Source organism: Aequorivita sp. 609 (assembly GCF_014212065.1).
In the GTDB taxonomy this organism is placed as follows: Bacteria; Bacteroidota; Bacteroidia; order Flavobacteriales; family Flavobacteriaceae; genus Aequorivita; species Aequorivita sinensis.
This window is the reverse complement of sequence record NZ_JACJVM010000212.1, coordinates 1-19,778: the sequence shown is the minus strand read 5'-3', so window position 1 is coordinate 19,778 and position 19,778 is coordinate 1. Positions and strand designations below refer to the sequence as shown.

The window sequence follows — 19,778 nt, the reverse complement described above, 5'->3', positions numbered from 1 at the left end:
TTTGTAAAATTTTAAAGAGCGATTTTTTAACCCTTGAAACAAGCAATTCTGTTTCGTTAAGCGGGTGCAAATATAACCCCGTTTTTTAACCCCACAACATTAATTTAAACTTTTTTTAATACCTACTTAATAATAAATCATAACACACTGAAAACTCAGAACTTAAAATGAAAAATAAATTTCACCCACTTATACCTTAATATATATACTATTGAAAATACCATCAAAACCAAACACCCCTAAAGCCCCATTAACCCTAGCAATTACAAGTGAAATCACATCACATAAACTTCCGAAAAATAGGATAAATAATATCAGTTTCTTATAATTCATACAGCCAAACTAAATAGATCACCATTCTATAACAGACAGAGAATTGCAAAATTCACTTCGGTTATAAACCAACAATTCAGAAAATTAAATTATTATTAGATTCTACTCATTAAACACTTCCCAAGAAAACACCTAACAACTAGTTTTCACTTCAAAATAATGATTTGATTATCCTCTATATACTTCGACACAGCAAATAGTAACGCTACATCAGAATACTACTGTTTTCTCACAAGAAACCGTAAAACGAATATTGCAAAACGCCTAAACTAATAGTATCTTTGCAGCCTAAAATTTTCAACATATGATAGCCATTACCCTACCAGACGGAAGTGTAAAGCATTTTGAAGCAGGAGTTACTCCAATGGATGTAGCTAAAAGCATAAGTGAAGGATTTGCACGAAATGTAATTTCGGCATCCTTTAATAAACAAACCGTAGAAACTTCCACCCCGTTAACACAGGACGGAAACCTTGTACTATATACGTGGAAAGACGACCAAGGTAAAAAGGCGTTTTGGCATTCTACAGCACATATTCTTGCACAAGCACTAGAACAATTATACCCTGGAATCAAGCTTACTATTGGTCCAGCAATTGAAAACGGATTTTATTACGACGTAGATTTCGGAGACATAACTATTTCTGATAAAGATCTGAAAGAGATTGAAAACAAAATGCTTGAAATTGCTAGAGGAAAGCACGAGTTTTCAATTCGCGAGTCTTCTAAAGCAGATGCGTTGGAATACTATAAAAAACAAAATAACGAGTATAAAGTAGAGCTTATTGAAAATCTTGAGGACGGAAGTATTACTTTCTGCGATCACGATAACTTCACCGATTTATGCCGCGGGGGACACATTCCAAATACTGGAATTGTAAAAGCCATTAAATTAATGAGTATAGCAGGAGCGTACTGGAGAGGTGACGAAAACAACAAACAGCTTACTCGTGTTTATGGAATTAGCTTTCCTAAACAAAAAGACTTAACTGAATACCTACAGTTACTGGAAGAAGCTAAAAAACGTGACCACAGAAAACTTGGAAAGGAATTAGAACTTTTCACGTTTTCGCAAAAGGTTGGTCAGGGTCTGCCATTATGGCTTCCAAAAGGAGCTGCTTTACGTGAAAGACTTGAGAACTTCCTAAAGAAAGCTCAGAAAAAAGCCGGTTATGAAATGGTAGTTACACCACATATCGGTCACAAAGAATTATATATGACATCTGGTCATTATGAAAAATATGGCGCAGATAGTTTTCAACCTATACTAACTCCGCACGAAGGGGAAGAGTTTTTACTTAAACCGATGAACTGCCCTCACCACTGTGAGATATTCAACAGCAAGCCATGGTCTTACAAAGATTTACCAAAGCGTTTTGCAGAATTTGGAACGGTGTATCGCTACGAACAAAGTGGTGAACTTCACGGTTTAACCCGTGTAAGAGGCTTCACTCAAGACGACGCCCACATCTTCTGTACACCAGATCAACTTGATGAGGAGTTTAAAAAAGTAATCGACCTTGTACTTTACGTATTTGGTTCGTTAGGATTTGAAAATTTTACAACACAAGTATCGTTAAGAGATCCAGAAAAGCCTGAAAAATATATAGGAAGGCCTGAACTTTGGAAAAAAGCAGAGCAAGCTATCATCAATGCTGTAAAAGACAAGAATCTGGATTACGTAATTGAAGAAGGTGAAGCTGCGTTTTACGGACCTAAACTAGACTTTATGGTTAAAGATGCTTTAGGAAGAAGTTGGCAGTTAGGAACTATTCAAGTAGATTACACACTACCAGAGCGTTTTGAATTAGAATACAAGGGAAGTGACAATGAAATGCACCGCCCGGTTATGATTCACCGCGCGCCATTTGGTAGTATGGAACGATTTGTGGCAATTTTATTAGAACATACGGGTGGAAATTTCCCTCTTTGGTTAATGCCAGAACAGGTAAGTATCTTATCTTTAAGTGAAAAATATGAAAAATACTCCCAAAAAGTTTTAAATTTGCTTGAAAATGACGAAATTCGCGCCCTTGCTGACAACAGAAGTGAGACCATCGGTAAGAAAATTAGGGAGGCAGAAATGAATAAAATCCCTTATATGCTGATAGTAGGAGAACAAGAAGAAAAAGATGGTACGGTTTCTGTACGAAAGCATGGGGAAGGTGATTTAGGGACAATGTCTATAAAAGCCTTTTCAGAATTGATTCAGAAAGAAATAAAAGAAGAATCGATAGAATTTAATGTTTAACTAAATATTTTAAGCCATAGCAATACGAAGAAAAAGAAGTAGAGGACCTGCAAGGGTAATTAAGGAAGATCAACACAGAATCAACGGAAAGATTCGTGCTGAAGAAGTACGCCTTGTTGGAGACAATGTAGAGATAGGAGTTTATCCTTTAAAAAAAGCTCGTGAGATAGCAGCAGAGCAAGAACTTGATCTTGTTGAAATTTCACCAAATGCAAATCCACCTGTTTGTAAGGTAATAGACTATAAGAAGTTTGTTTATGAACAGAAGAAACGTGAGAAATCCTTAAAAGCAAAAGCGTCTAAGGTTACCATTAAGGAAATTAGATTTGGACCAAATACGGATGATCACGATTACGAATTCAAAAAGAAACACGGTATTAAGTTTTTGGAGGATGGTGCTAAGCTAAAAGCTTATGTATTCTTTAAAGGCCGCTCAATTATTTATAAAGACCAGGGTGAGATTTTACTTTTGCGTCTTGCGCGTGATTTAGAAGAATACGGTAAAGTTGAGCAAATGCCAAAGCTTGAGGGTAAACGAATGATTATGTTCATTGCTCCTAAGAAGAAATAATCAATAACAATTATGTATTGATTACGAACAAATGATGTAAAACTTCGGTTTTTTGAAGAAACCGAATGTAATAATAATGCGAAATAATAAATAAATAAGAAAACATGCCTAAACAAAAGACAAAATCTAGTGCTAAGAAGCGTTTTAAGCTTACAGGTACTGGTAAAATTAAAAGAAAGCATGCGTTTAAAAGCCACATCTTAACAAAGAAGAGCAAAAAACGTAAAAAAGCATTGACCAAAATGGCGCTAGTTCATGAGGCCGATGAAAATAATATTAAGCAAATGCTTCGATTGAAGTAATTAGCTTAATCGGTTAAAACAAATTATTTAAACCCTGGAGTAGTGCTTTTATAAAGAATTCAGGATTCAGTCCCGATAACTATCGGGATCAGAATTAAAGAATCGCCTGCTACAAAAAAAATTAAAATTATGCCAAGATCAGTAAATTCAGTTGCGAAGAGAGCCCGCAGAAAAAAGGTTCTTAAACAAGCCAAAGGTTACTTTGGAAGACGTAAAAACGTATGGACTGTTGCGAAAAACGCAGTAGACAAAGCAATGCTTTATTCATACCGTGACCGTCGTGTTAAGAAGAGAAATTTTAGATCTCTTTGGATTACTCGTATTAATGCGGGTGCAAGACAGCATGGAATGTCTTATTCACAATTTATGGGAAGTTTAAAGAATAGTGGAATCGAATTAAACCGTAAGGTTTTAGCAGATTTAGCTATGAATCATCCTGAGGCTTTTGCCGCAATCGTAAAGAAAGTAAAATAAGACAATAACTATATTATTTCGTATAAAAACCGCTTCAGCAATGAAGCGGTTTTTTTATTTTACAGCTATTGTTTTATAATGTTTATCTTAGCTAAAAGCATTTTAATGAAACTTTTTGTCAAGATACTTCTTCTCTTCTTCCTGTTTTCGTACACCGAAATAAATGCTCAATTTAAAACCACTTATCACGACTCTAATGGTTCAAGTGTATACATTCCGTTAGGCCAAATTTCTTTTGCTGATGAAGTTGTGTCCTTTACACTCGGCAATCCAAAACCATTTAAGGAGTTTAGAGACAGTTCTCAAGCTCTTCACGAACCAAATTACACCAAATATGAAGAAGCAGACTTTGTGTCTTTAGGATGCGGAGGTGTGTTGGTAGTAAAATTCACTAACAACGGATTTATGAACTTAGAAGGAGACGATTTGTATATTTTTGAAGTTGGACCTTCCAAAGAAACTGCTACGGTTGAAGTTTCGTCAGATGGGGAGAATTGGATTTACGCAGGTAAAACAAAAGGTGGAAAATCTAGCATCGACCTATCAGATGAAGGGATAGACAACAATACTATTTTCTATTATTTACGGTTGACAGATCTGAAAGATTTATGTAGAAGTAAAACCGCCGGTGCTGATATTGATGCTGTAGCAGCAATAAATAGCGTTGTAAAATTAGATATCGCTGCTGATGTACTTTTTGGAGTGGATAAATTTGATTTAAAAGAAACAGCCACTAAAACCATAGATTCAATTTCAAGAGTTTTAGATGAAATTCCAAGTGCTACTATTTTAATTGAAGGACATACTGATAGTGATGGGACCGATGAGTATAATATCGAATTGTCAAAAAACCGATGTATGTCTGTTAAAGAACGTTTAAAAGCGGCCAGTAAAAACTACGATAGATTCAATTTTGAAGTAAGAGCTTATGGAGAAAGCAAGCCAAGGTTTCCAAATGATTCCCCAGAAAACAAACAACTAAACCGTAGAGTTGAAATTATGGTTCTTCCTCCTAAAGAGTATTACGAATCACTTTCAAAATAAAACTCACTAAAAAACTATATTAGGTTTTCTGTTTTTTCTTCTTTGCTGCAGGAAACAATACGTTATTCAAAATAAGTCTGTATCCAGGAGATTTAGGGTGTAATGCTAATTCGGTAGGTGCATCCCCGACTCTATGTTGATAATCTTCGGGATCGTGACCTCCAAAAAATGTAAAAAATCCTTTTCCTTTTATTCCGTGTATGTAACGCGCTTCCCCATTCGATTTATTTTCACCCATTACAAGCACGTTAGATTTTATTTGATCTCTTGCAAAAGCCGTAGTTTGCCCCATAAACCCTTTCACTAAAGAGGTGTGGTTTTGACAAAGCATGGTAGGAATTGGATCCCACTTTGCTGAATAATCCATAAGGGAGAAATAATCTGTTTCCTTTTTTACCTTGCGCTTGGCAGTCATATCAATACTAGAAAACTCATAAACCATAGGGCTTCGCTCTAATACAAAATCGGTAAAAGCAAAGGTCTTACTATAATCAATTTTACTCTGATATCCTGGTTCGCTTGGATCCCCATCAAACATTGGCTCACATATATCTACACCTTCAGCAGAAAGTGCGATATCAAAACTATCAGTAGCGCTACACATTGCAAACATAAATCCGCCACCTATAACGTAATCTCTAATTTTTTTAGCGACAGCCAGCTTTTGTTCAGATACCTTATTGTAGCCTAATTTAGTTGCAAGCTCTTCGGCTTTTCTCTTTTCTTCTATATACCAGGGAGCAGAACGATACGCTCTATAAAACTTTCCGTACTGCCCAGTAAAATCTTCGTGGTGTAAATGCAGCCAATCGTAAAGTATCAATTGGTCGCTTAAAACCTCTTCGTCATAGACAGTGGTGTAAGGAATTTCGGCATAAGTGAGCACCATAGTTACTGCATCATCCCAAGGTAAATTTCCTTTTGGAGTATAAACTGCAATTTTTGGAGCTTTCTCAAGGACCACAGCATCCATGTTTTTTGAAGGACTACTGATGTCAAGCAGAATTTGTTCTGTTTTACTGTCGGATAATACTTCATAAGAAACCCCTCTAATCTGACATTCTTTTTGAGTTTCTGCAGTATCGGGAAGTAAAAAAGATCCTCCTCTATAGTTTAGTAACCACTTTACTTTTTGTTGTTTTTCGAGTACCCAATAGGTAATCCCATACGCTTTTAGGTGTTCTTTCTGACTTTCGGCATCCATAGGAATAAGGATATAAGATGCAAAAGCATTTATAGAAAATAAAAACAAAAACAGAAAAGAAATTTTTTTGATCATAGCTCAAATATAGTAACAAATTTTAAGCCAGAGAGTTGATAAAATATAATATCGTATAGTTTCAAGAAAGAAGTTTTGTGCTTAAGGAAATTGAATTTCAGACTAAGCAACTATCTTTTTACTATTAGTAATCTATGAAAGTTGAATGGCGGATATTAATTGAGCACCCTGAAAAGAAAAAGGATGGAACATAAATTGCGTCCCATCCTTTTTTCTTTGTTGTAAAGTTTTCTAATAAGTCTTAAAAAGGAACGTCATTATCTTCTAAAGAAGAAAAGTCATCGTTCATCGAGCTACCAAAAGCTTCATTAGGAGATGGAAGGTTTTGTGGGTTAAAACTATCATCATTTGCTGCATCGTTCATTCGCGAATGAATTTCTGTAGGTGTGATAAACGACTCTAGATTCTCAAACTTACCAAGATGTCCTACGAACTTAAGACGAATTTCATCTAAACCACCGTTACGGTGCTTAGCCACGATAAATTCGGCCTGTCCTGCAGTTGGAGAATGTTCATCGTCATCCCATTCGTCAATTTTGTAATATTCTGGACGATAGATAAAAGATACAATATCGGCATCCTGTTCAATCGCTCCAGATTCACGTAGATCGGAAAGTAAAGGACGTTTACTACCTCCACGTGTTTCAACAGCACGAGATAGCTGAGAAAGTGCAATTACAGGAACGTTCAATTCCTTAGCTAATGCTTTTAGGTTTCGAGAAATTGTTGAAATTTCCTGCTCACGGTTCCCTCCTTTTTGAGTTCCCCCGGCAGTCATTAATTGCAAGTAATCTATTATTATAAGCTTAATTCCGTGTTGAGAAGAAAGTCTTCTAGCCTTCGCACGCAAATCGAAAATAGATAGTGAAGGCGTATCATCAATAAATAGCGGTGCCTTCTCTAATCCTTTTACTTTTACGTTAAGCTGTTCCCATTCGTGTTTTTCAAGATTTCCTGTTCTTAGTTTTTCTGAACTCAGTTGTGTTTCAGAAGAAATAAGTCTTGTTATAAGCTGTACAGACGACATCTCCAGCGAGAAAAAGGCAACAGGTATATTGTGCTCAACAGCCATATTTCGTGCCATAGAAAGCGTTAGTGCCGTTTTACCCATACCTGGACGAGCTGCAATAATAATTAAATCACTAGGCTGCCAACCCGATGTAAGTTCATCTACCTTTGCGAAACCAGAAGGTACACCAGAGAGTCCTTCTTTATTTGCTATTTCTTCAATTCGTTTTTTAGCTTGTATCACAAGGCTCTGAGCAGTTTCGGAAGAACGCTTAATATTACCTTGAGTTACTTCGTATAATTTTGCTTCCGCAGTATCTAAAAGATCAAAAACATCTGTACTCTCGTCGTATGACTCTTCAATAATTTCATTTGAAATTTTAATCAAGCTTCGCTGAATATATTTCTGAAGAATAATACGTGCATGGAACTCAATATGTGCCGAAGAAGACACTTTTTGAGTTAGTTGAATAAGGTAATATTCGCCTCCAATCATTTCTATTTTTCCATTCTTCTTAAGTTGGCTAGAAACGGTTAATAAGTCGACTGGTTGACTGTCTTCAAACAGTTCATATATAGCTTCAAAGATGAATTGGTGTGCTTGTTTGTAAAAAACATCAGCGTGAAGAATATCAATAACCTCATCGACTCCTTTTTTATCAATCATCAACGCTCCAAGCACAACCTCCTCTAAATCAACGGCTTGTGGCGGTATTTTCCCTTTTTCAAGAGAAATCACTTGAGCAGATCGTTTTGAAAAATTAGTTTGAGATTTGATTTGTTCCATTATGCGAATGTAAATAAAATGTTAAGAGAAAGGAATGATTTTATAAGGTACGATATTAACTGTTCATCAACAATTTAACTGTTGAAAACTATGTTTTGTTGTTGATAACCCGTAAAAAAATCCGAAGATTGCACTTCGGATTTACGGTATGCTAAGCTATAGTTAGTTTTAACTTTTAAACTCACCCATTTCTAAATATTTATCCATTCTCTTTTTTACCAAATCGGTTGGGGATAACATTTTTAAACCATCGTAAGTCTTTACAATTGCTTCAGAAACGGTTTTAAAAGTCTCTTTTCGATTACTATGTGCGCCACCTAAAGGTTCCTTCACAATTTCATCGATAAGTTTTAATTTTTTCATGTCTTTGGCTGTAAGTTTTAAAGCATCTGCTGCTTGTTCTTTAAACTCCCAGCTTCTCCATAAAATAGAAGAACAACTCTCTGGAGATATAACAGAGTACCAAGTATTTTCAAGCATTAATACTTTATCACCTACTCCTATTCCTAGGGCACCACCACTAGCACCTTCACCTATAATAATTACGATAATTGGCACTTTTAGGCGTGTCATTTCTAAAATGTTTCTAGCAATTGCTTCACCTTGACCTCTTTCTTCAGCTTCAAGTCCTGGAAATGCTCCTGGGGTATCTACAAAACAAACTACAGGTACATTAAACTTTTCGGCCGACTTCATAAGTCGTAAAGCTTTTCTGTATCCTTCAGGATTTGCCATCCCAAAGTTTCTATATTGACGTGTTTTGGTATTGTAACCTTTTTGCTGACCTACAAACATAAAACTTTGGTCGCCTACTTTTCCTAAGCCACCAACCATTGCTTTGTCATCTTTAAAGCCACGATCACCGTGAAGCTCTAAAAATGTATCACCGCAAATAGCATTTATATAATCCATTGTATATGGACGATCTGGATGACGAGAAAGTTGAACACGCTGCCAAGGCGTAAGGTTTTTATATATTTCTTTCTTAGTATCGTTAAGTTTCTTTTCAATCTGCTTGCAAGTATTGGATACGTCTACTTCGCTCTCTTCTCCAATAAGACAGGCTTTTTCATACTGCTCTTGCAATTCTTTAATAGGGAGTTCAAAATCAAGATATTCCATAATATATTTCCTTCTTTTTATAAAGGTTGGTGTACAAAGATAAAATTTTGTTTTAGAGGTTAGACAATCTTCGTCTTTTTCTTTCTTGTGTTATTTTAATGATGCCATTTGCAACTACTGTAACTAAGATAATTAAAGCTCCATAATAAAACTGAGGGCTCATATTTTCTGAATCACCTAAAATAATGAGTGCTAGAATAATACCGTATACTGGTTCCATATTAATGCTAAGCATAACCGTATATGGACTTATCCATTTCATTACGTGCACCGATGCAATAAAAGCATACGCTGTACACACCGAAGCTAAAATTAAAAGGTACATCCAATCGGAGGCAGATACCTTGAAAAAATCGGCTGTAAAATTTCCTGAAAAAGCCAAATATATTGTTATTCCTAAGACGCCAAACATCAACTCATAAAATGAAATAGCCGATGCTTTGTGTTTTAGTACAAATTTCCCATTGATAACCGAAAACAGGGCACTTAGAAATGCTGAGATTAGCGCCAATACGATTCCTAGTGTATAGGAAGCTTCCACATCGAAAATAACATAAAGTCCAGCTACAACTACCAACCCGAATAATACTTCGTATAAAATTACTTTTCTACCATAAATTAACGGCTCTAAGATTGATGCAAAAAAAGCTCCAGTTGAAAGCACAGCAAGCGTTACCGACACATTCGATGCCTTTATCGCTCCAAAAAAAGTGAGCCAATGCAAGGCTATAATTACACCTCCTAATGCAAAGCCTGAGAGTGTTTTTAAAGAGAAGTTGAGTTTTTCTTTTTTAAACCTCAGAAAAGCAAAAATTATTAGTGTAGCTAGCAACATTCTGTACCATACTAATGGAATTGCTTCTAAGGAAATCAAAGCCCCTAATACAGCTGTAAATCCCCAAATAAATATTATAAAATGAAGATGGAGGTAATTAAGTAGTTTATCGTTTCGCATTTCTCAACAGATAAATGGCCAATATTGCAAATACAAAGTTTGGAAACCAAGTGGCGACTAAAGGAGAGAAATCACTTTGCTCGGCCATAGTACCAAACACTTTATCGAAGAAAACAAATATCATCCCGATACTAATTCCAATTGCGAGGTTTAGCCCCATTCCACCACGTCTTTTTACAGAGGAAACTGCTACAGCAATAATAGTTAGGATATAAGCTGAAACTGGCAAACTCCAACGTTTGTAACGCACTACTTCATATCGATTAATGTAGGAAGAACCACGTGCTTTTTCCTTCTCTATAAAGTCGTTTAGCTCGAAGAAATTAAGTGTTTCTGCTATATAGGTTACAGGCGTTAAATCTTCCATAGTGAAAGAGAAAACTGTATCTAATTTATGTTCCGTTTGCAGGATGTCTTCATTTTCTCCTATTATGCGTTTTCGGTAGTTAAACAGAGAGTAAGTACTATCTTCTTCGTTGTACTTAATTTGTCCAGCCGAAATCTTGTAGGTCATTTTATTCCCTTCAAAATGCTCTAAAGTGAAGTTACTACCAATCTTTTCAGCAACATTAAAATAGCTTACATAGATGTATTCGTTCTTGTTTATTTGTGTGTAAACATTGCTTTGATCTCGATCTTTTCTTCCTTTCTTCAAGTATTCATATGAAAACTCATTGAAGCCCTTACTCGCTTTTGGCGCTAGATACATACTAAACCCCAAGGCAGCAATACATACGATTGTTGCACCAATTAAATAAGGCCTTAGAAATCTAGAATACGAAACTCCACTACTTAAAAAGGCAATAACCTCGGTATTATTAGCAAGTTTTGAGGTAAACCAAATTACTGAAAGGAATAGAAACAGCGGAAAAAGTAAATTGGCAAAATAGATTGTAAAGTTATAGAGATAGATTAAAACCTCCATTAAAGGCACTTCATTCTCTAGAATTTTGTCAATTTTTTCAGCTAGATGGACTGCAATACCGATAGGGATAAATAGTAATAAAAGGAGCGTAAAAGTGCCCAAATATCTTTTAAGTATGTATTTATCCAGTATGCTAAGCATTGTTTAGAGTCTTTGAGCTAGTTTTTTAACCATACCGTTTTTCCAATCGGCAAATGTTCCCGCTAAGATATGTTTTCTGGCTTCGCGAACCAACCACAGGTAGAATCCAAGGTTGTGGATAGTTGCAATTTGTCGACCTAACATTTCATTTACAGTGAATAAATGACGAAGGTAAGCCTTACTATATTCAGTATCTACCCAAGTAATTCCCATTGGGTCTAACGCTGAAAGATCGGCCTCCCATTTTTTGTTTTTGATGTTTATTATTCCTTCAGAAGTAAAAAGCATTCCGTTACGGCCATTTCTTGTAGGCATAACACAATCAAACATATCGATTCCAAGGGCAATATTTTCTAATATATTTACTGGCGTACCCACTCCCATAAGGTAACGAGGTTTATCTTTTGGAAGAATATCGGTAACGATTTCGGTCATTTCGTACATTTCTTCAGCAGGTTCTCCCACCGAAAGACCACCAATAGCATTACCTTCTGCCCCAACCGAAGCAATATATTCTGCAGATTGTTTTCGTAAATCCTTGTACGTACTCCCTTGTACTATCGGGAAAAACGTTTGGTCGTAATCGTATTTTAAAGGTGTTTTATCTAAGTGTTTTATACATCTATCCAACCAACGATGCGTCATATGCATAGAGCGTTTGGCGTAGTTGTAATCGCAAGGATACGGCGCACATTCATCAAAAGCCATTATAATATCGGCACCAATAGTACGCTGAATTTCCATCACGTTTTCAGGAGTAAAAATATGATAGCTCCCGTCTATATGACTTTTAAACTTAACCCCTTCTTCTTTAATTTTTCTATTTGCTGAAAGCGAATACACTTGATACCCTCCACTATCGGTTAGGATATTTCGGTCCCAGTTCATAAATTTATGAAGTCCGCCTGCTTTTTCAAGAATTGGCATTTGTGGACGTAAGTACAAGTGATAGGTATTACCAAGAATAATATCGGGGTTTATATCTTCCTTAAGTTCACGTTGATGCACCCCTTTTACGGTACCCACGGTACCAACAGGCATAAAGATTGGTGTTTCAATAACACCGTGATCTGTAGTAATAGTTCCAGCTCTTGCGCTGCTTTGTGTATCTGTGGCTTCTAATTTAAACTGCATTCAGCTATTTTTATTGAGGATGCAAAGATAACTTTATAATTCTGAAATCGGGATTCTGAATTCAGATTTGAATGGCATGTTAACAAAACTGCTAAATCGTTAATAAAAGGTTATACTACTATTTTGCTTCCCTTATTATATAAGTTACTTTTGAAGCTGAAAATTAAACTATGTTATGGCAGATTACAAAGCACTTGAAGATTTAGTAATTCAGGTACGAAGAGATATTCTTCGACAGGTACACAAAGTAAATTCGGGACATCCGGGAGGTTCATTAGGGTGTGCAGAATTTTTTGTTGCACTTTACAACGAATTAATGGATCACAATAATGATTTTTCTATGGACGGCGAAAACGAAGATATCTTCTTCCTTTCAAACGGACATATCTCTCCAGTTTTTTATAGTGTCTTAGCGCGTTCTGGGTATTTCCCAGTAGAAGAACTAAACACTTTCCGCCTTTTAGATTCTCGTTTACAAGGTCACCCAACTACTCACGAAGGGTTGCCAGGTATTCGTATGGCTTCTGGCTCTTTAGGTCAAGGAATTTCAGTTTCTATTGGAGCTGCTCAAACTAAAAAGTTGAATAACGACAATCACATTGTTTACACGCTTTGCGGTGATGGTGAGTTACAAGAAGGTCAGAACTGGGAAGCTATTATGTATGCTGCAGGAAATAAAGTGGACAACCTAATTGTTACTATCGATTTAAACGGACAGCAAATTGACGGTTCTACAGAAAATGTACTTCCTTTAGGAAATATGAAAGCTAAGTTTGAAGCTTTTGGCTGGGATGTAATGGATATTGAAGAAGGAAATAACATTGAAGCTGTAATAACTGGAATGAAAAAAGCCAAAGAAAAAACTGGAAAAGGAAAACCAGTATGTGTGCTTTTACATACAGTAATGGGTAATGGTGTAGATTTTATGATGCACACTCACGATTGGCATGGGAAAGCGCCGAACGACGAGCAATTAGAAAATGCACTTTCACAGAATCCTGAAACCTTAGGAGACTATTAAAATTGAAAAAAATCGAGATGAAAAAATATACAGATTCAGGCAAAAAAGATACACGATCAGGTTTTGGTGACGGACTTACCGAGCTTGGAAAGAAAAACAAGGACGTAGTTGCGCTTTGTGCAGATCTTACAGGTTCACTTAAAATGGATGAATTCAAGAAAAATCATCCTGAACGTTTCTTCCAAATAGGAATTGCTGAAGCTAATATGATAGGAATTGCAGCTGGAATGACTATAGGAGGCAAGATACCTTTCACTGGAACTTTTGCTAATTTTTCTACGGGAAGGGTTTACGATCAAATTCGTCAAAGCGTTGCCTACAGTGGTAAAAACGTAAAAATTTGTGCTTCACACGCAGGTATTACTTTAGGTGAAGATGGGGCAACACACCAAATTTTAGAAGATATTGGTTTAATGAAAATGCTTCCAGGAATGACTGTAATCAACACTTGCGATTACAATCAGACTAAAGCTGCTACCATTGCAGTTGCTGAGCATGAAGGACCTGTTTACCTTCGTTTTGGAAGACCAAAAGTAGCTAACTTTACTCCTGCCGATCAAAAGTTTGAAATCGGGAAGGCTGTTCAGTTACAAGAAGGAACCGATGTAACTATTATTGCAACAGGGCATTTAGTATGGGAAGCTTTACAAGCTGCGGAAACCTTACACGAAAATGGTATATCTGCCGATGTAATAAACATTCACACCATCAAGCCTTTGGACGACGAAGCGATTTTAAAGAGCGTTAAGAAAACGGGTTGTGTAGTTACTGCAGAAGAGCACAACTACCTTGGTGGATTAGGAGAAAGCGTTGCTAGAGTTCTTTCAACTCAGCATCCAGCACCACAAGAGTTTGTTGCTACTCAAGACACCTTTGGTGAGTCTGGAACACCAGAACAACTAATGGATAAATACGGATTAAACGCTTCAGCAATTGTTGCTGCGGCTAAAAAAGTTATTGCTAGAAAATAGCAGTCGACACGATACAATCAGAAACAAAAAATCCCCACTTTAAGCAAGTGGGGATTTTTTTATATGTAATTGTCATTAGAAAAAGACGTGAAACCTAATGTTAATTAAAGAAGCTAAAAGCATCTATTATCTTAGTCTAAACAATTTGTTGTTTTAGACTGTTGGATCTAAATAATCTGGGATTCCATTTCCGTTTGTATCAGGGAAAAAGATTTCACCGTCAATAATTTCGATTTCGTACTCTGTAAGTCTACCGTCGCCGTCATCGTCATTATCTAGATAATTTGGAACTCCGTTGTCGTCGGTATCGTCATCAGTTAGAATCTGATTATTGTTTAAGTCTTCCATATACGAAGGGATTCCATCGTTATCGTGGTCTGCTACTTCAGAAGCAAATAATTCAAATGAGAAAATTAATTGATCGTAAGGAAGTAAATCCCCCGCTGGTGGATATTGATAGTACCCTAATCCAGAAGGCACAAACACAGCTCCAATTCCATAGTCTTCAAAAGAAAGCGTTCCGTCTGGGTTTGAAATTATATTTCCAGCACCTTTAAACTCGATGATAGCTTGCTGTAAACCTCTAATAATCCCTGGACTACTTGGACCATCTACTAGGCTAAAACGCACAGGAATTACTGAGTTATCAAACAATTCAAGATTTAAAAATCTTCCGTCGTAAGTATTAATAGTATAATCTGAGAAGTTTGGTCGCTCCCCTGCTCCTTCACGAACTTTTAAATAGTATAACTTATACTTTACGTCCATATCCACAGCATCAATTACTTCCTTATATGAAACTTGTTCAATTAAAGGCGTTTTTGAAGCGTTATCACCAGCGATAGTATCAAAAACTAATTTGAAGTTTTCTGGATCGGCTTGAAAGTCTTCGTAGTTATAAAAGTGTGTTTCTAGAAACTCTTCTATTTCAGCTTGTGCTCTAATAGCTTCCTCTCCACGATCTCTTGGCGGAATTACCTCTGGGCCATCGTCTTCATCTTTTTTACAAGAAACAGTAATAGTAAGCATTGCAATAAAAATTGCAAGTCCGTATTTTATTTTTGTCATCATCTCAATTTTGTGGGCGCAAGATACAATTTTCCCCTATTTTTGTATATCATATTAACGTTGTTTTTAGGATAAATGTATGCGGATTGATAAGTATTTATGGTGTGTTCGGTATTTAAAAACCAGAAACATGGCTACTCAGGCTTGTAAAAAAGGAGCTGTACGGGTAAATGGCGATATAGTAAAACCCTCTCGGGATGTTTACCCAGGGGATGTTATTACGCTACGAAAAAATCAGATAAACTATCAAATTGAAGTGTTAGATTTACCCCCAAATCGAGTTGGGGCTAAGCTTGTAGGACTTTATAGAAACGACATTACTCCAAAAGAAGCTTTTGAAACAAATGAAATACTTCAATATGCTAAGAGTTATTACAGAAAAAAAGGTGTAGGAAGGCCAACTAAAAAAGACAGAAGAGATTTAGATGATTTTATAGAATCCCCGGAGGACGAAATAGAATAGTTACAATTTTGAAAAACACATAGTAGATGCAAGAAATAGATACAGTTATTTTGGATAAGAAGCAGATTGCTCACAAAATAAAAAGAATAGCATATCAAGTATATGAAACCAATGTAAATGAAAAAGAAGTGGTGATTGCTGGAATTATAGGCAATGGGTATGTACTTGCAAAAAAGATAAAAGCCGAATTAGAAAAAATCTCTCCTATAAAAGTTATTTTATGCGAAGTGAATATCGATAAGAAAAATCCTATTTCGAAGATTGAAACTTCTTTAAAGCCAGAAGAATACAAAAACAAGTCACTTTTACTAGTTGATGATGTATTACACTCCGGCACAACACTAATTTACGGGATAAAGCATTTCTTAGAAGTGCCTTTGAAGCAGTTTAAAACTGCGGTTCTAGTAGATAGAAACCACAAGAAATACCCTGTAAAAGCAGATTTTAAAGGGATTTCGCTTTCAACGTCTTTAAATGAAAATGTTTCTGTGATTTTTGAAAAAAATAACGACAGAGCGGTTTTAGAGTAAGGTTGAAGTTATTTCTTTAACCACTTCATCTATACTTTTATTTTCAACTTCAACAATTTTGTTGGCTTGATTGTAGTAGTACACTCTTTCAAAAAGGTGTTTACGAATAAAATCGTTTAGCAACTCTTCTGTTTTGAGGTGCGATAATAATGGGCGACTATCTTTTTCTAAAAACAAACGCTTAGTAAGTACTTCTAACGGCGCTTTTAGGTAAACCAATGTTACATTGTCTTGATTGGTAAGAACTGTAATTGAGTCGGCGTAACAAGGCGTACCTCCGCCAGTTGCCAAAACAAAGCTTTCATTTAGGGCTAGGATCTCTTTTAGGGTCGTATTTTCAATTTTTCTGAAATAGATTCCTCCTTTAGTTGAAAATATTTCGGATACGGTAGTTCCTTCTCTATTTTCGATTTCAGTATCTAAATCTTTAAAGGGAAGATTTAAAATTTCTGCTAGTTTTTTACCAATTGCAGATTTTCCACTTCCCATATACCCTATTAGAACAATTTTCATTTCCTTTTAAAATTATATTATTAGCATTTTCGAGCGGGAAAAACGCTTATATTTTAGATAATTCCCTTTGTTTTGACAAAATTAGAATAAAAAATGCATTCGTGAGCTACTGAAATTCAGGCAATTTAAAATTAATTTAAAATTTTATTCAATTTCGTTTTGAAAGTACAAATTAATGATAGTATATTTGCACCCGCCTACAGCAAGAAAGGCAAACCACAAAAGGACGACTTGGTAGCTCAGTTGGTAGAGCACCTCCCTTTTAAGGAGGTGGTCCTGGGTTCGAGCCCCAGCCAAGTCACAAATTAAAAAAGAAATCCCGATATAAAGTCGGGATTTTTTTGTTTAGACAAATATCATTTAGGCGAGAAGTGGGGGATCAAGAACAATTGTTGTGTTTAGGCAAAAATCGTTGTTAATCTATACAGAAAGAATTCTACGTTTTTCACTCCTCTAAATTGTGATCTAAAAGCCTTTACTTTGGCATTAAAGGATTCTGCTGTACCCTTAGGACGGTAGGACTTAGGACTTAGGACTGTGGATGTTAAATATTTATTTGGGTTTTTGGGTATGATTGTATGCCATTTAGTTTATGATTTTTTATTCCTTTTTTTTCTCTTTTTAAGTTTAGGTTTTAGGTAGATATTTAAAAAGCAGGAGATTATAAAGCTAATTAGAGCACCGATAATCGCTAGTATAGAAGTGATGAGGACATCTTCCATTTTAATATAGCCAAGAGTAGAAAGAAAGGTACCGCTAGCGGTACCCATCCATATTGAATCAATTTTAAAGTTCATTACTTTGATTATTAGTGTTATTGGTATGATTTTCTACTACTGCCTGGCTAACTGCTATTGCTACAGTGCCAGCTACCACTAGGTAAGTGGCTGTTGTAATTAACCATGTGGGCATAGTTACGGGTGCTGTAAGTATTGTACCTCCTGCGGTTGCTAAGGCTATACCTATATTTCTCAGGATTTGAAAAAATTTAGGAGTTGGTTTTTTGTATCTGTCTAAGATATTCATATCGATTTGAATTAATATTTAATGTAATTTTTTCATTTCTATCTTTTGCTTGATAAAAAAGTGATAGCATTTTTTGCATTGCCAACTTTGAATATATTCCCTTTCCTATTCCTGTAAGTTGCATAACCGGTGCTATACATCCTTGTAATTCTTTAATCGCATTGTTTGCAGGATGAATAAGTATTAGATTTCTGTTGTATACATCTTGAAGTATTAAATGTCTTTTGAATTTATTGGAATATCGTGGTTTTAGTTCGTATGTGCCTTCCGTGATACAGGAGATATTTTTTTGATTTTCCTTCCATGGAAGCTCTATAGAGAAACAGACGAAACGTCCGTTTAAAGTGAGGGTACCATTAGTACCCTCATTTTTATACACTCTAGTAAGGTTGAATTCCATATTTTACACGGTATCTACTTTAACAATAGTTAAGGCATTATTAGCTCCATTTTTTAATGGATAATGTTCACCATTTACAAGTTGGAAAAACTCTACACCTAGTGCCTGTACCACCGGCAGTGATGAGGAAGCCGTAAGGGTAGCCATCAACGAAGAGGCTGGAATTTCTACAGGGTCGTAGGGGATAATTCCAGTATTATTTGATGAGAATACAAATTGCATATTTGGGAAGTCTAATTCTGCAGCGCCTAATGAAATTTTAAAATGTGTTGTGCCTGTGGGCGCTGCGATTCTAATTGCCGGGGAGAAGGCTTCGATGTTTGCTGTAGATTCGCCTGTAGTTCTGTTAAAGGAAACATCAAATTGTGCATAAAGCGTTGTTCGCAGTGGGGCATTGATATAAAAATCGAAGTCTTCTAACAGATTGAGATCGCCTTCTTCTATTTTACGCGCACCTCTTTTATTTGTAGCATCTGTTTTAATGATTGCAAGAAGCTCTTTGGTTAGTCTTCCCACGACTCTTCTATCTTTTGCATGTTGTAGAAGGTGTCTAAGCGCTGTACGCACGAGTTTACCACCGCGTCCTGCGGTACCAAATTCGGCTCCATTTTCACGGGTTCTTTGGAAAGCCGGATCGGAAAGAATTCTATCTCTAGAGATTCCTCCTTTTGCTCGTGCCATGTGCCCGTCTGCAGTTTTGTAAAAGGAAATATCGTCGATAGTTCCTTTTAGCTTGATAATACCTGTTTGTTTTGCCATAATAAAATTATTTAAAGTTCTAGGCAAAGATGAGATACATAAAAATTGATATTTCACAAGTTGTGAAGGACTTGGGTACGATTTTTTGCGTTAATTTTTATTTGTGTATTTGTTATGTGGATGAGAGTTGTTTTGGATATATAGGAGTAATATGGCTTTATCCTGCCTTTATCCCTGCTTTATCTTGGTATTGGTTAATGGGGTTGTTGGTCATTGGTCGTTGATCGTTGGTCGGGGGAAATTTGGCTACTGTTTTGGCTCTTGCTTCTTGATTGATGATAAAAATCACTGAGCGTTGGGCATTTTTAGTTTCAGATAATTTATTTACAAGTTTCTAATTATTGTGGTAGAAGTTATATATTGCTTATTTAAACTTAAAAAGTTTCAACACAATTATAATAGTTTCACGCAATTTGCAATTAGTCATTTTGTATATCAAACCATCTGAAAATTCGTGATATACGCCTAAAGATATACAAAATAACGCATAGAAAAAACTGTATAAGGGCCTATATATTGGTGGCTGAGGAGAAAATTAGGTGTTTTTCGGGGTATTTTACTAAATTGTGTATATTTACGTGTTGTGCGTAAGCTAAAAAATGAACCCGATAACAAACTTTATAGAAAAAATTGAACAGCAGAATTTGTGGGACAGTCGACTTGAATTAAGCCGAAAGGAATATTTATAAGTCAAAGGCAGT

Annotated in this window: 20 protein-coding genes and 1 tRNA gene; 10 read left to right on the top strand and 11 right to left on the bottom strand. The window is 35.9% G+C overall.

Annotated elements, in window-relative coordinates; all coding sequences use genetic code 11:
• The first annotated feature begins 637 nt into the window (after positions 1-637).
• From thrS to H4O20_RS13695, 5 genes are all read left to right on the top strand, one after another.
• The gene (gene thrS, locus H4O20_RS13715; protein ID WP_185099649.1) at positions 638-2,584 is read left to right on the top strand and encodes a threonine--tRNA ligase; all 1,947 of its coding nucleotides are present in this window, start codon (positions 638-640) and stop codon (positions 2,582-2,584) included.
• A 58-nt stretch (positions 2,585-2,642) separates the two neighbouring features.
• On the top strand, positions 2,643-3,155 hold the full coding sequence (gene infC, locus H4O20_RS13710) for a translation initiation factor IF-3 (RefSeq protein WP_262710122.1): 513 nt from the start codon (positions 2,643-2,645) through the stop codon (positions 3,153-3,155).
• Positions 3,156-3,259: 104 nt separating this feature from the next.
• Positions 3,260-3,457, top strand: coding sequence for a 50S ribosomal protein L35 (rpmI, locus tag H4O20_RS13705; RefSeq protein ID WP_185099648.1), 198 nt, complete (start codon positions 3,260-3,262; stop codon positions 3,455-3,457).
• Positions 3,458-3,586: 129 nt separating this feature from the next.
• The gene (gene rplT / locus H4O20_RS13700) at positions 3,587-3,931 is read left to right on the top strand and encodes a 50S ribosomal protein L20 (RefSeq protein ID WP_139856715.1); all 345 of its coding nucleotides are present in this window, start codon (positions 3,587-3,589) and stop codon (positions 3,929-3,931) included.
• 105 nt (positions 3,932-4,036) lie between these two features.
• On the top strand, positions 4,037-4,975 hold the full coding sequence (locus H4O20_RS13695; protein WP_185099647.1) for an OmpA family protein: 939 nt from the start codon (positions 4,037-4,039) through the stop codon (positions 4,973-4,975).
• Between the two features lie 19 nt (positions 4,976-4,994).
• On the opposite strand, the gene H4O20_RS13690 is transcribed toward H4O20_RS13695, so the two are convergent.
• The 6 genes from H4O20_RS13690 to tgt all read right to left on the bottom strand — a co-directional run bounded on the left by H4O20_RS13690 (position 4,995) and on the right by tgt (position 12,326).
• Positions 4,995-6,254: an asparagine synthetase B gene (locus H4O20_RS13690; RefSeq protein ID WP_185099646.1), complete on the bottom strand. Its 1,260-nt coding sequence runs from the start codon at positions 6,252-6,254 to the stop codon at positions 4,995-4,997.
• A 241-nt stretch (positions 6,255-6,495) separates the two neighbouring features.
• Entirely contained in the window at positions 6,496-8,049 is a 1,554-nt protein-coding gene (gene dnaB, locus H4O20_RS13685) for a replicative DNA helicase (protein ID WP_139856709.1), read from the bottom strand.
• A gap of 168 nt (positions 8,050-8,217) precedes the next feature.
• Positions 8,218-9,171: an acetyl-CoA carboxylase carboxyltransferase subunit alpha gene (locus H4O20_RS13680; protein WP_139856707.1), complete on the bottom strand. Its 954-nt coding sequence runs from the start codon at positions 9,169-9,171 to the stop codon at positions 8,218-8,220.
• Positions 9,172-9,223: 52 nt separating this feature from the next.
• The gene (locus tag H4O20_RS13675) at positions 9,224-10,126 is read right to left on the bottom strand and encodes a DMT family transporter (RefSeq protein WP_185099645.1); all 903 of its coding nucleotides are present in this window, start codon (positions 10,124-10,126) and stop codon (positions 9,224-9,226) included.
• The gene (locus tag H4O20_RS13670) at positions 10,113-11,192 is read right to left on the bottom strand and encodes an LptF/LptG family permease (RefSeq protein WP_139856703.1); all 1,080 of its coding nucleotides are present in this window, start codon (positions 11,190-11,192) and stop codon (positions 10,113-10,115) included. Before H4O20_RS13670 ends, H4O20_RS13675 begins: the two co-directional genes overlap by 14 nt.
• A gap of 3 nt (positions 11,193-11,195) precedes the next feature.
• On the bottom strand, positions 11,196-12,326 hold the full coding sequence (gene tgt / locus H4O20_RS13665; protein WP_185099644.1) for a tRNA guanosine(34) transglycosylase Tgt: 1,131 nt from the start codon (positions 12,324-12,326) through the stop codon (positions 11,196-11,198).
• A gap of 175 nt (positions 12,327-12,501) precedes the next feature.
• Here tgt and H4O20_RS13660 point away from each other — a divergent pair, with 175 nt between their 5' ends.
• Complete coding sequence (locus H4O20_RS13660; protein WP_185099643.1) at positions 12,502-13,347, top strand: transketolase; 846 nt, start codon at positions 12,502-12,504, stop codon at positions 13,345-13,347.
• A 17-nt stretch (positions 13,348-13,364) separates the two neighbouring features.
• Positions 13,365-14,318 (top strand): transketolase family protein, encoded by a 954-nt coding sequence (locus H4O20_RS13655; RefSeq protein ID WP_139856697.1) that lies wholly within the window; start codon positions 13,365-13,367, stop codon positions 14,316-14,318.
• 153 nt (positions 14,319-14,471) lie between these two features.
• Here H4O20_RS13655 and H4O20_RS13650 read toward each other — a convergent pair whose 3' ends face one another.
• The gene (locus H4O20_RS13650; RefSeq protein ID WP_260402692.1) at positions 14,472-15,389 is read right to left on the bottom strand and encodes an FKBP-type peptidyl-prolyl cis-trans isomerase; all 918 of its coding nucleotides are present in this window, start codon (positions 15,387-15,389) and stop codon (positions 14,472-14,474) included.
• A gap of 76 nt (positions 15,390-15,465) precedes the next feature.
• Between H4O20_RS13650 and H4O20_RS13645 the strand changes: the two genes are divergently transcribed.
• Positions 15,466-15,849, top strand: coding sequence for an RNA-binding S4 domain-containing protein (locus H4O20_RS13645; protein WP_185099642.1), 384 nt, complete (start codon positions 15,466-15,468; stop codon positions 15,847-15,849).
• Positions 15,850-15,875: 26 nt separating this feature from the next.
• Positions 15,876-16,379 (top strand): phosphoribosyltransferase family protein, encoded by a 504-nt coding sequence (locus H4O20_RS13640; protein WP_185099641.1) that lies wholly within the window; start codon positions 15,876-15,878, stop codon positions 16,377-16,379.
• Here the strand turns inward: H4O20_RS13640 and H4O20_RS13635 are convergent.
• Entirely contained in the window at positions 16,371-16,892 is a 522-nt protein-coding gene (locus H4O20_RS13635; RefSeq protein ID WP_185099640.1) for a shikimate kinase, read from the bottom strand. The two genes, H4O20_RS13640 and H4O20_RS13635, sit on opposite strands and share 9 nt — an antisense overlap.
• A gap of 228 nt (positions 16,893-17,120) precedes the next feature.
• On the opposite strand from H4O20_RS13635, the gene H4O20_RS13630 reads away from it, so the two are divergent.
• Positions 17,121-17,193, top strand: a tRNA-Lys gene (locus H4O20_RS13630).
• A gap of 485 nt (positions 17,194-17,678) precedes the next feature.
• Here H4O20_RS13630 and H4O20_RS13620 read toward each other — a convergent pair.
• Genes H4O20_RS13620 through H4O20_RS13610 form a run of 3 tightly spaced genes read right to left on the bottom strand, consistent with a single transcriptional unit; the run spans position 17,679 to position 19,077 of the window.
• Positions 17,679-17,918: a hypothetical protein gene (locus H4O20_RS13620; RefSeq protein WP_185099639.1), complete on the bottom strand. Its 240-nt coding sequence runs from the start codon at positions 17,916-17,918 to the stop codon at positions 17,679-17,681.
• Positions 17,881-18,318 carry a DUF5675 family protein gene (locus H4O20_RS13615; protein WP_185099638.1) on the bottom strand — a complete coding sequence of 146 codons (438 nt, stop codon included), beginning with the start codon at positions 18,316-18,318 and terminating at the stop codon, positions 17,881-17,883. The genes H4O20_RS13620 and H4O20_RS13615 overlap by 38 nt, the downstream gene beginning before the upstream one ends.
• 3 nt (positions 18,319-18,321) lie before the next feature.
• Positions 18,322-19,077 carry a hypothetical protein gene (locus H4O20_RS13610; protein WP_185099637.1) on the bottom strand — a complete coding sequence of 252 codons (756 nt, stop codon included), beginning with the start codon at positions 19,075-19,077 and terminating at the stop codon, positions 18,322-18,324.
• Between the last annotated feature and the right edge of the window lie 701 nt (positions 19,078-19,778).

Excerpts from the sequence above, each read along its gene's own strand:
- thrS (WP_185099649.1), top strand. The coding sequence starts at position 638 with ATGATAGCCATTACCCTACCAGACGGAAGTGTAAAGCATTTTGAAGCA.
- rpmI (WP_185099648.1), top strand. The coding sequence starts at position 3,260 with ATGCCTAAACAAAAGACAAAATCTAGTGCTAAGAAGCGTTTTAAGCTT.
- rplT (WP_139856715.1), top strand. The coding sequence starts at position 3,587 with ATGCCAAGATCAGTAAATTCAGTTGCGAAGAGAGCCCGCAGAAAAAAG.
- H4O20_RS13695 (WP_185099647.1), top strand. The coding sequence starts at position 4,037 with ATGAAACTTTTTGTCAAGATACTTCTTCTCTTCTTCCTGTTTTCGTAC.
- H4O20_RS13690 (WP_185099646.1), bottom strand. The coding sequence starts at position 6,254 with ATGATCAAAAAAATTTCTTTTCTGTTTTTGTTTTTATTTTCTATAAAT.
- dnaB (WP_139856709.1), bottom strand. The coding sequence starts at position 8,049 with ATGGAACAAATCAAATCTCAAACTAATTTTTCAAAACGATCTGCTCAA.
- H4O20_RS13680 (WP_139856707.1), bottom strand. The coding sequence starts at position 9,171 with ATGGAATATCTTGATTTTGAACTCCCTATTAAAGAATTGCAAGAGCAG.
- H4O20_RS13675 (WP_185099645.1), bottom strand. The coding sequence starts at position 10,126 with ATGCGAAACGATAAACTACTTAATTACCTCCATCTTCATTTTATAATA.
- H4O20_RS13670 (WP_139856703.1), bottom strand. The coding sequence starts at position 11,192 with ATGCTTAGCATACTGGATAAATACATACTTAAAAGATATTTGGGCACT.
- tgt (WP_185099644.1), bottom strand. The coding sequence starts at position 12,326 with ATGCAGTTTAAATTAGAAGCCACAGATACACAAAGCAGCGCAAGAGCT.
- H4O20_RS13660 (WP_185099643.1), top strand. The coding sequence starts at position 12,502 with ATGGCAGATTACAAAGCACTTGAAGATTTAGTAATTCAGGTACGAAGA.
- H4O20_RS13655 (WP_139856697.1), top strand. The coding sequence starts at position 13,365 with ATGAAAAAATATACAGATTCAGGCAAAAAAGATACACGATCAGGTTTT.
- H4O20_RS13650 (WP_260402692.1), bottom strand. The coding sequence starts at position 15,389 with ATGATGACAAAAATAAAATACGGACTTGCAATTTTTATTGCAATGCTT.
- H4O20_RS13645 (WP_185099642.1), top strand. The coding sequence starts at position 15,466 with ATGCGGATTGATAAGTATTTATGGTGTGTTCGGTATTTAAAAACCAGA.
- H4O20_RS13640 (WP_185099641.1), top strand. The coding sequence starts at position 15,876 with ATGCAAGAAATAGATACAGTTATTTTGGATAAGAAGCAGATTGCTCAC.
- H4O20_RS13635 (WP_185099640.1), bottom strand. The coding sequence starts at position 16,892 with ATGAAAATTGTTCTAATAGGGTATATGGGAAGTGGAAAATCTGCAATT.
- H4O20_RS13620 (WP_185099639.1), bottom strand. The coding sequence starts at position 17,918 with ATGAATATCTTAGACAGATACAAAAAACCAACTCCTAAATTTTTTCAA.
- H4O20_RS13615 (WP_185099638.1), bottom strand. The coding sequence starts at position 18,318 with ATGGAATTCAACCTTACTAGAGTGTATAAAAATGAGGGTACTAATGGT.
- H4O20_RS13610 (WP_185099637.1), bottom strand. The coding sequence starts at position 19,077 with ATGGCAAAACAAACAGGTATTATCAAGCTAAAAGGAACTATCGACGAT.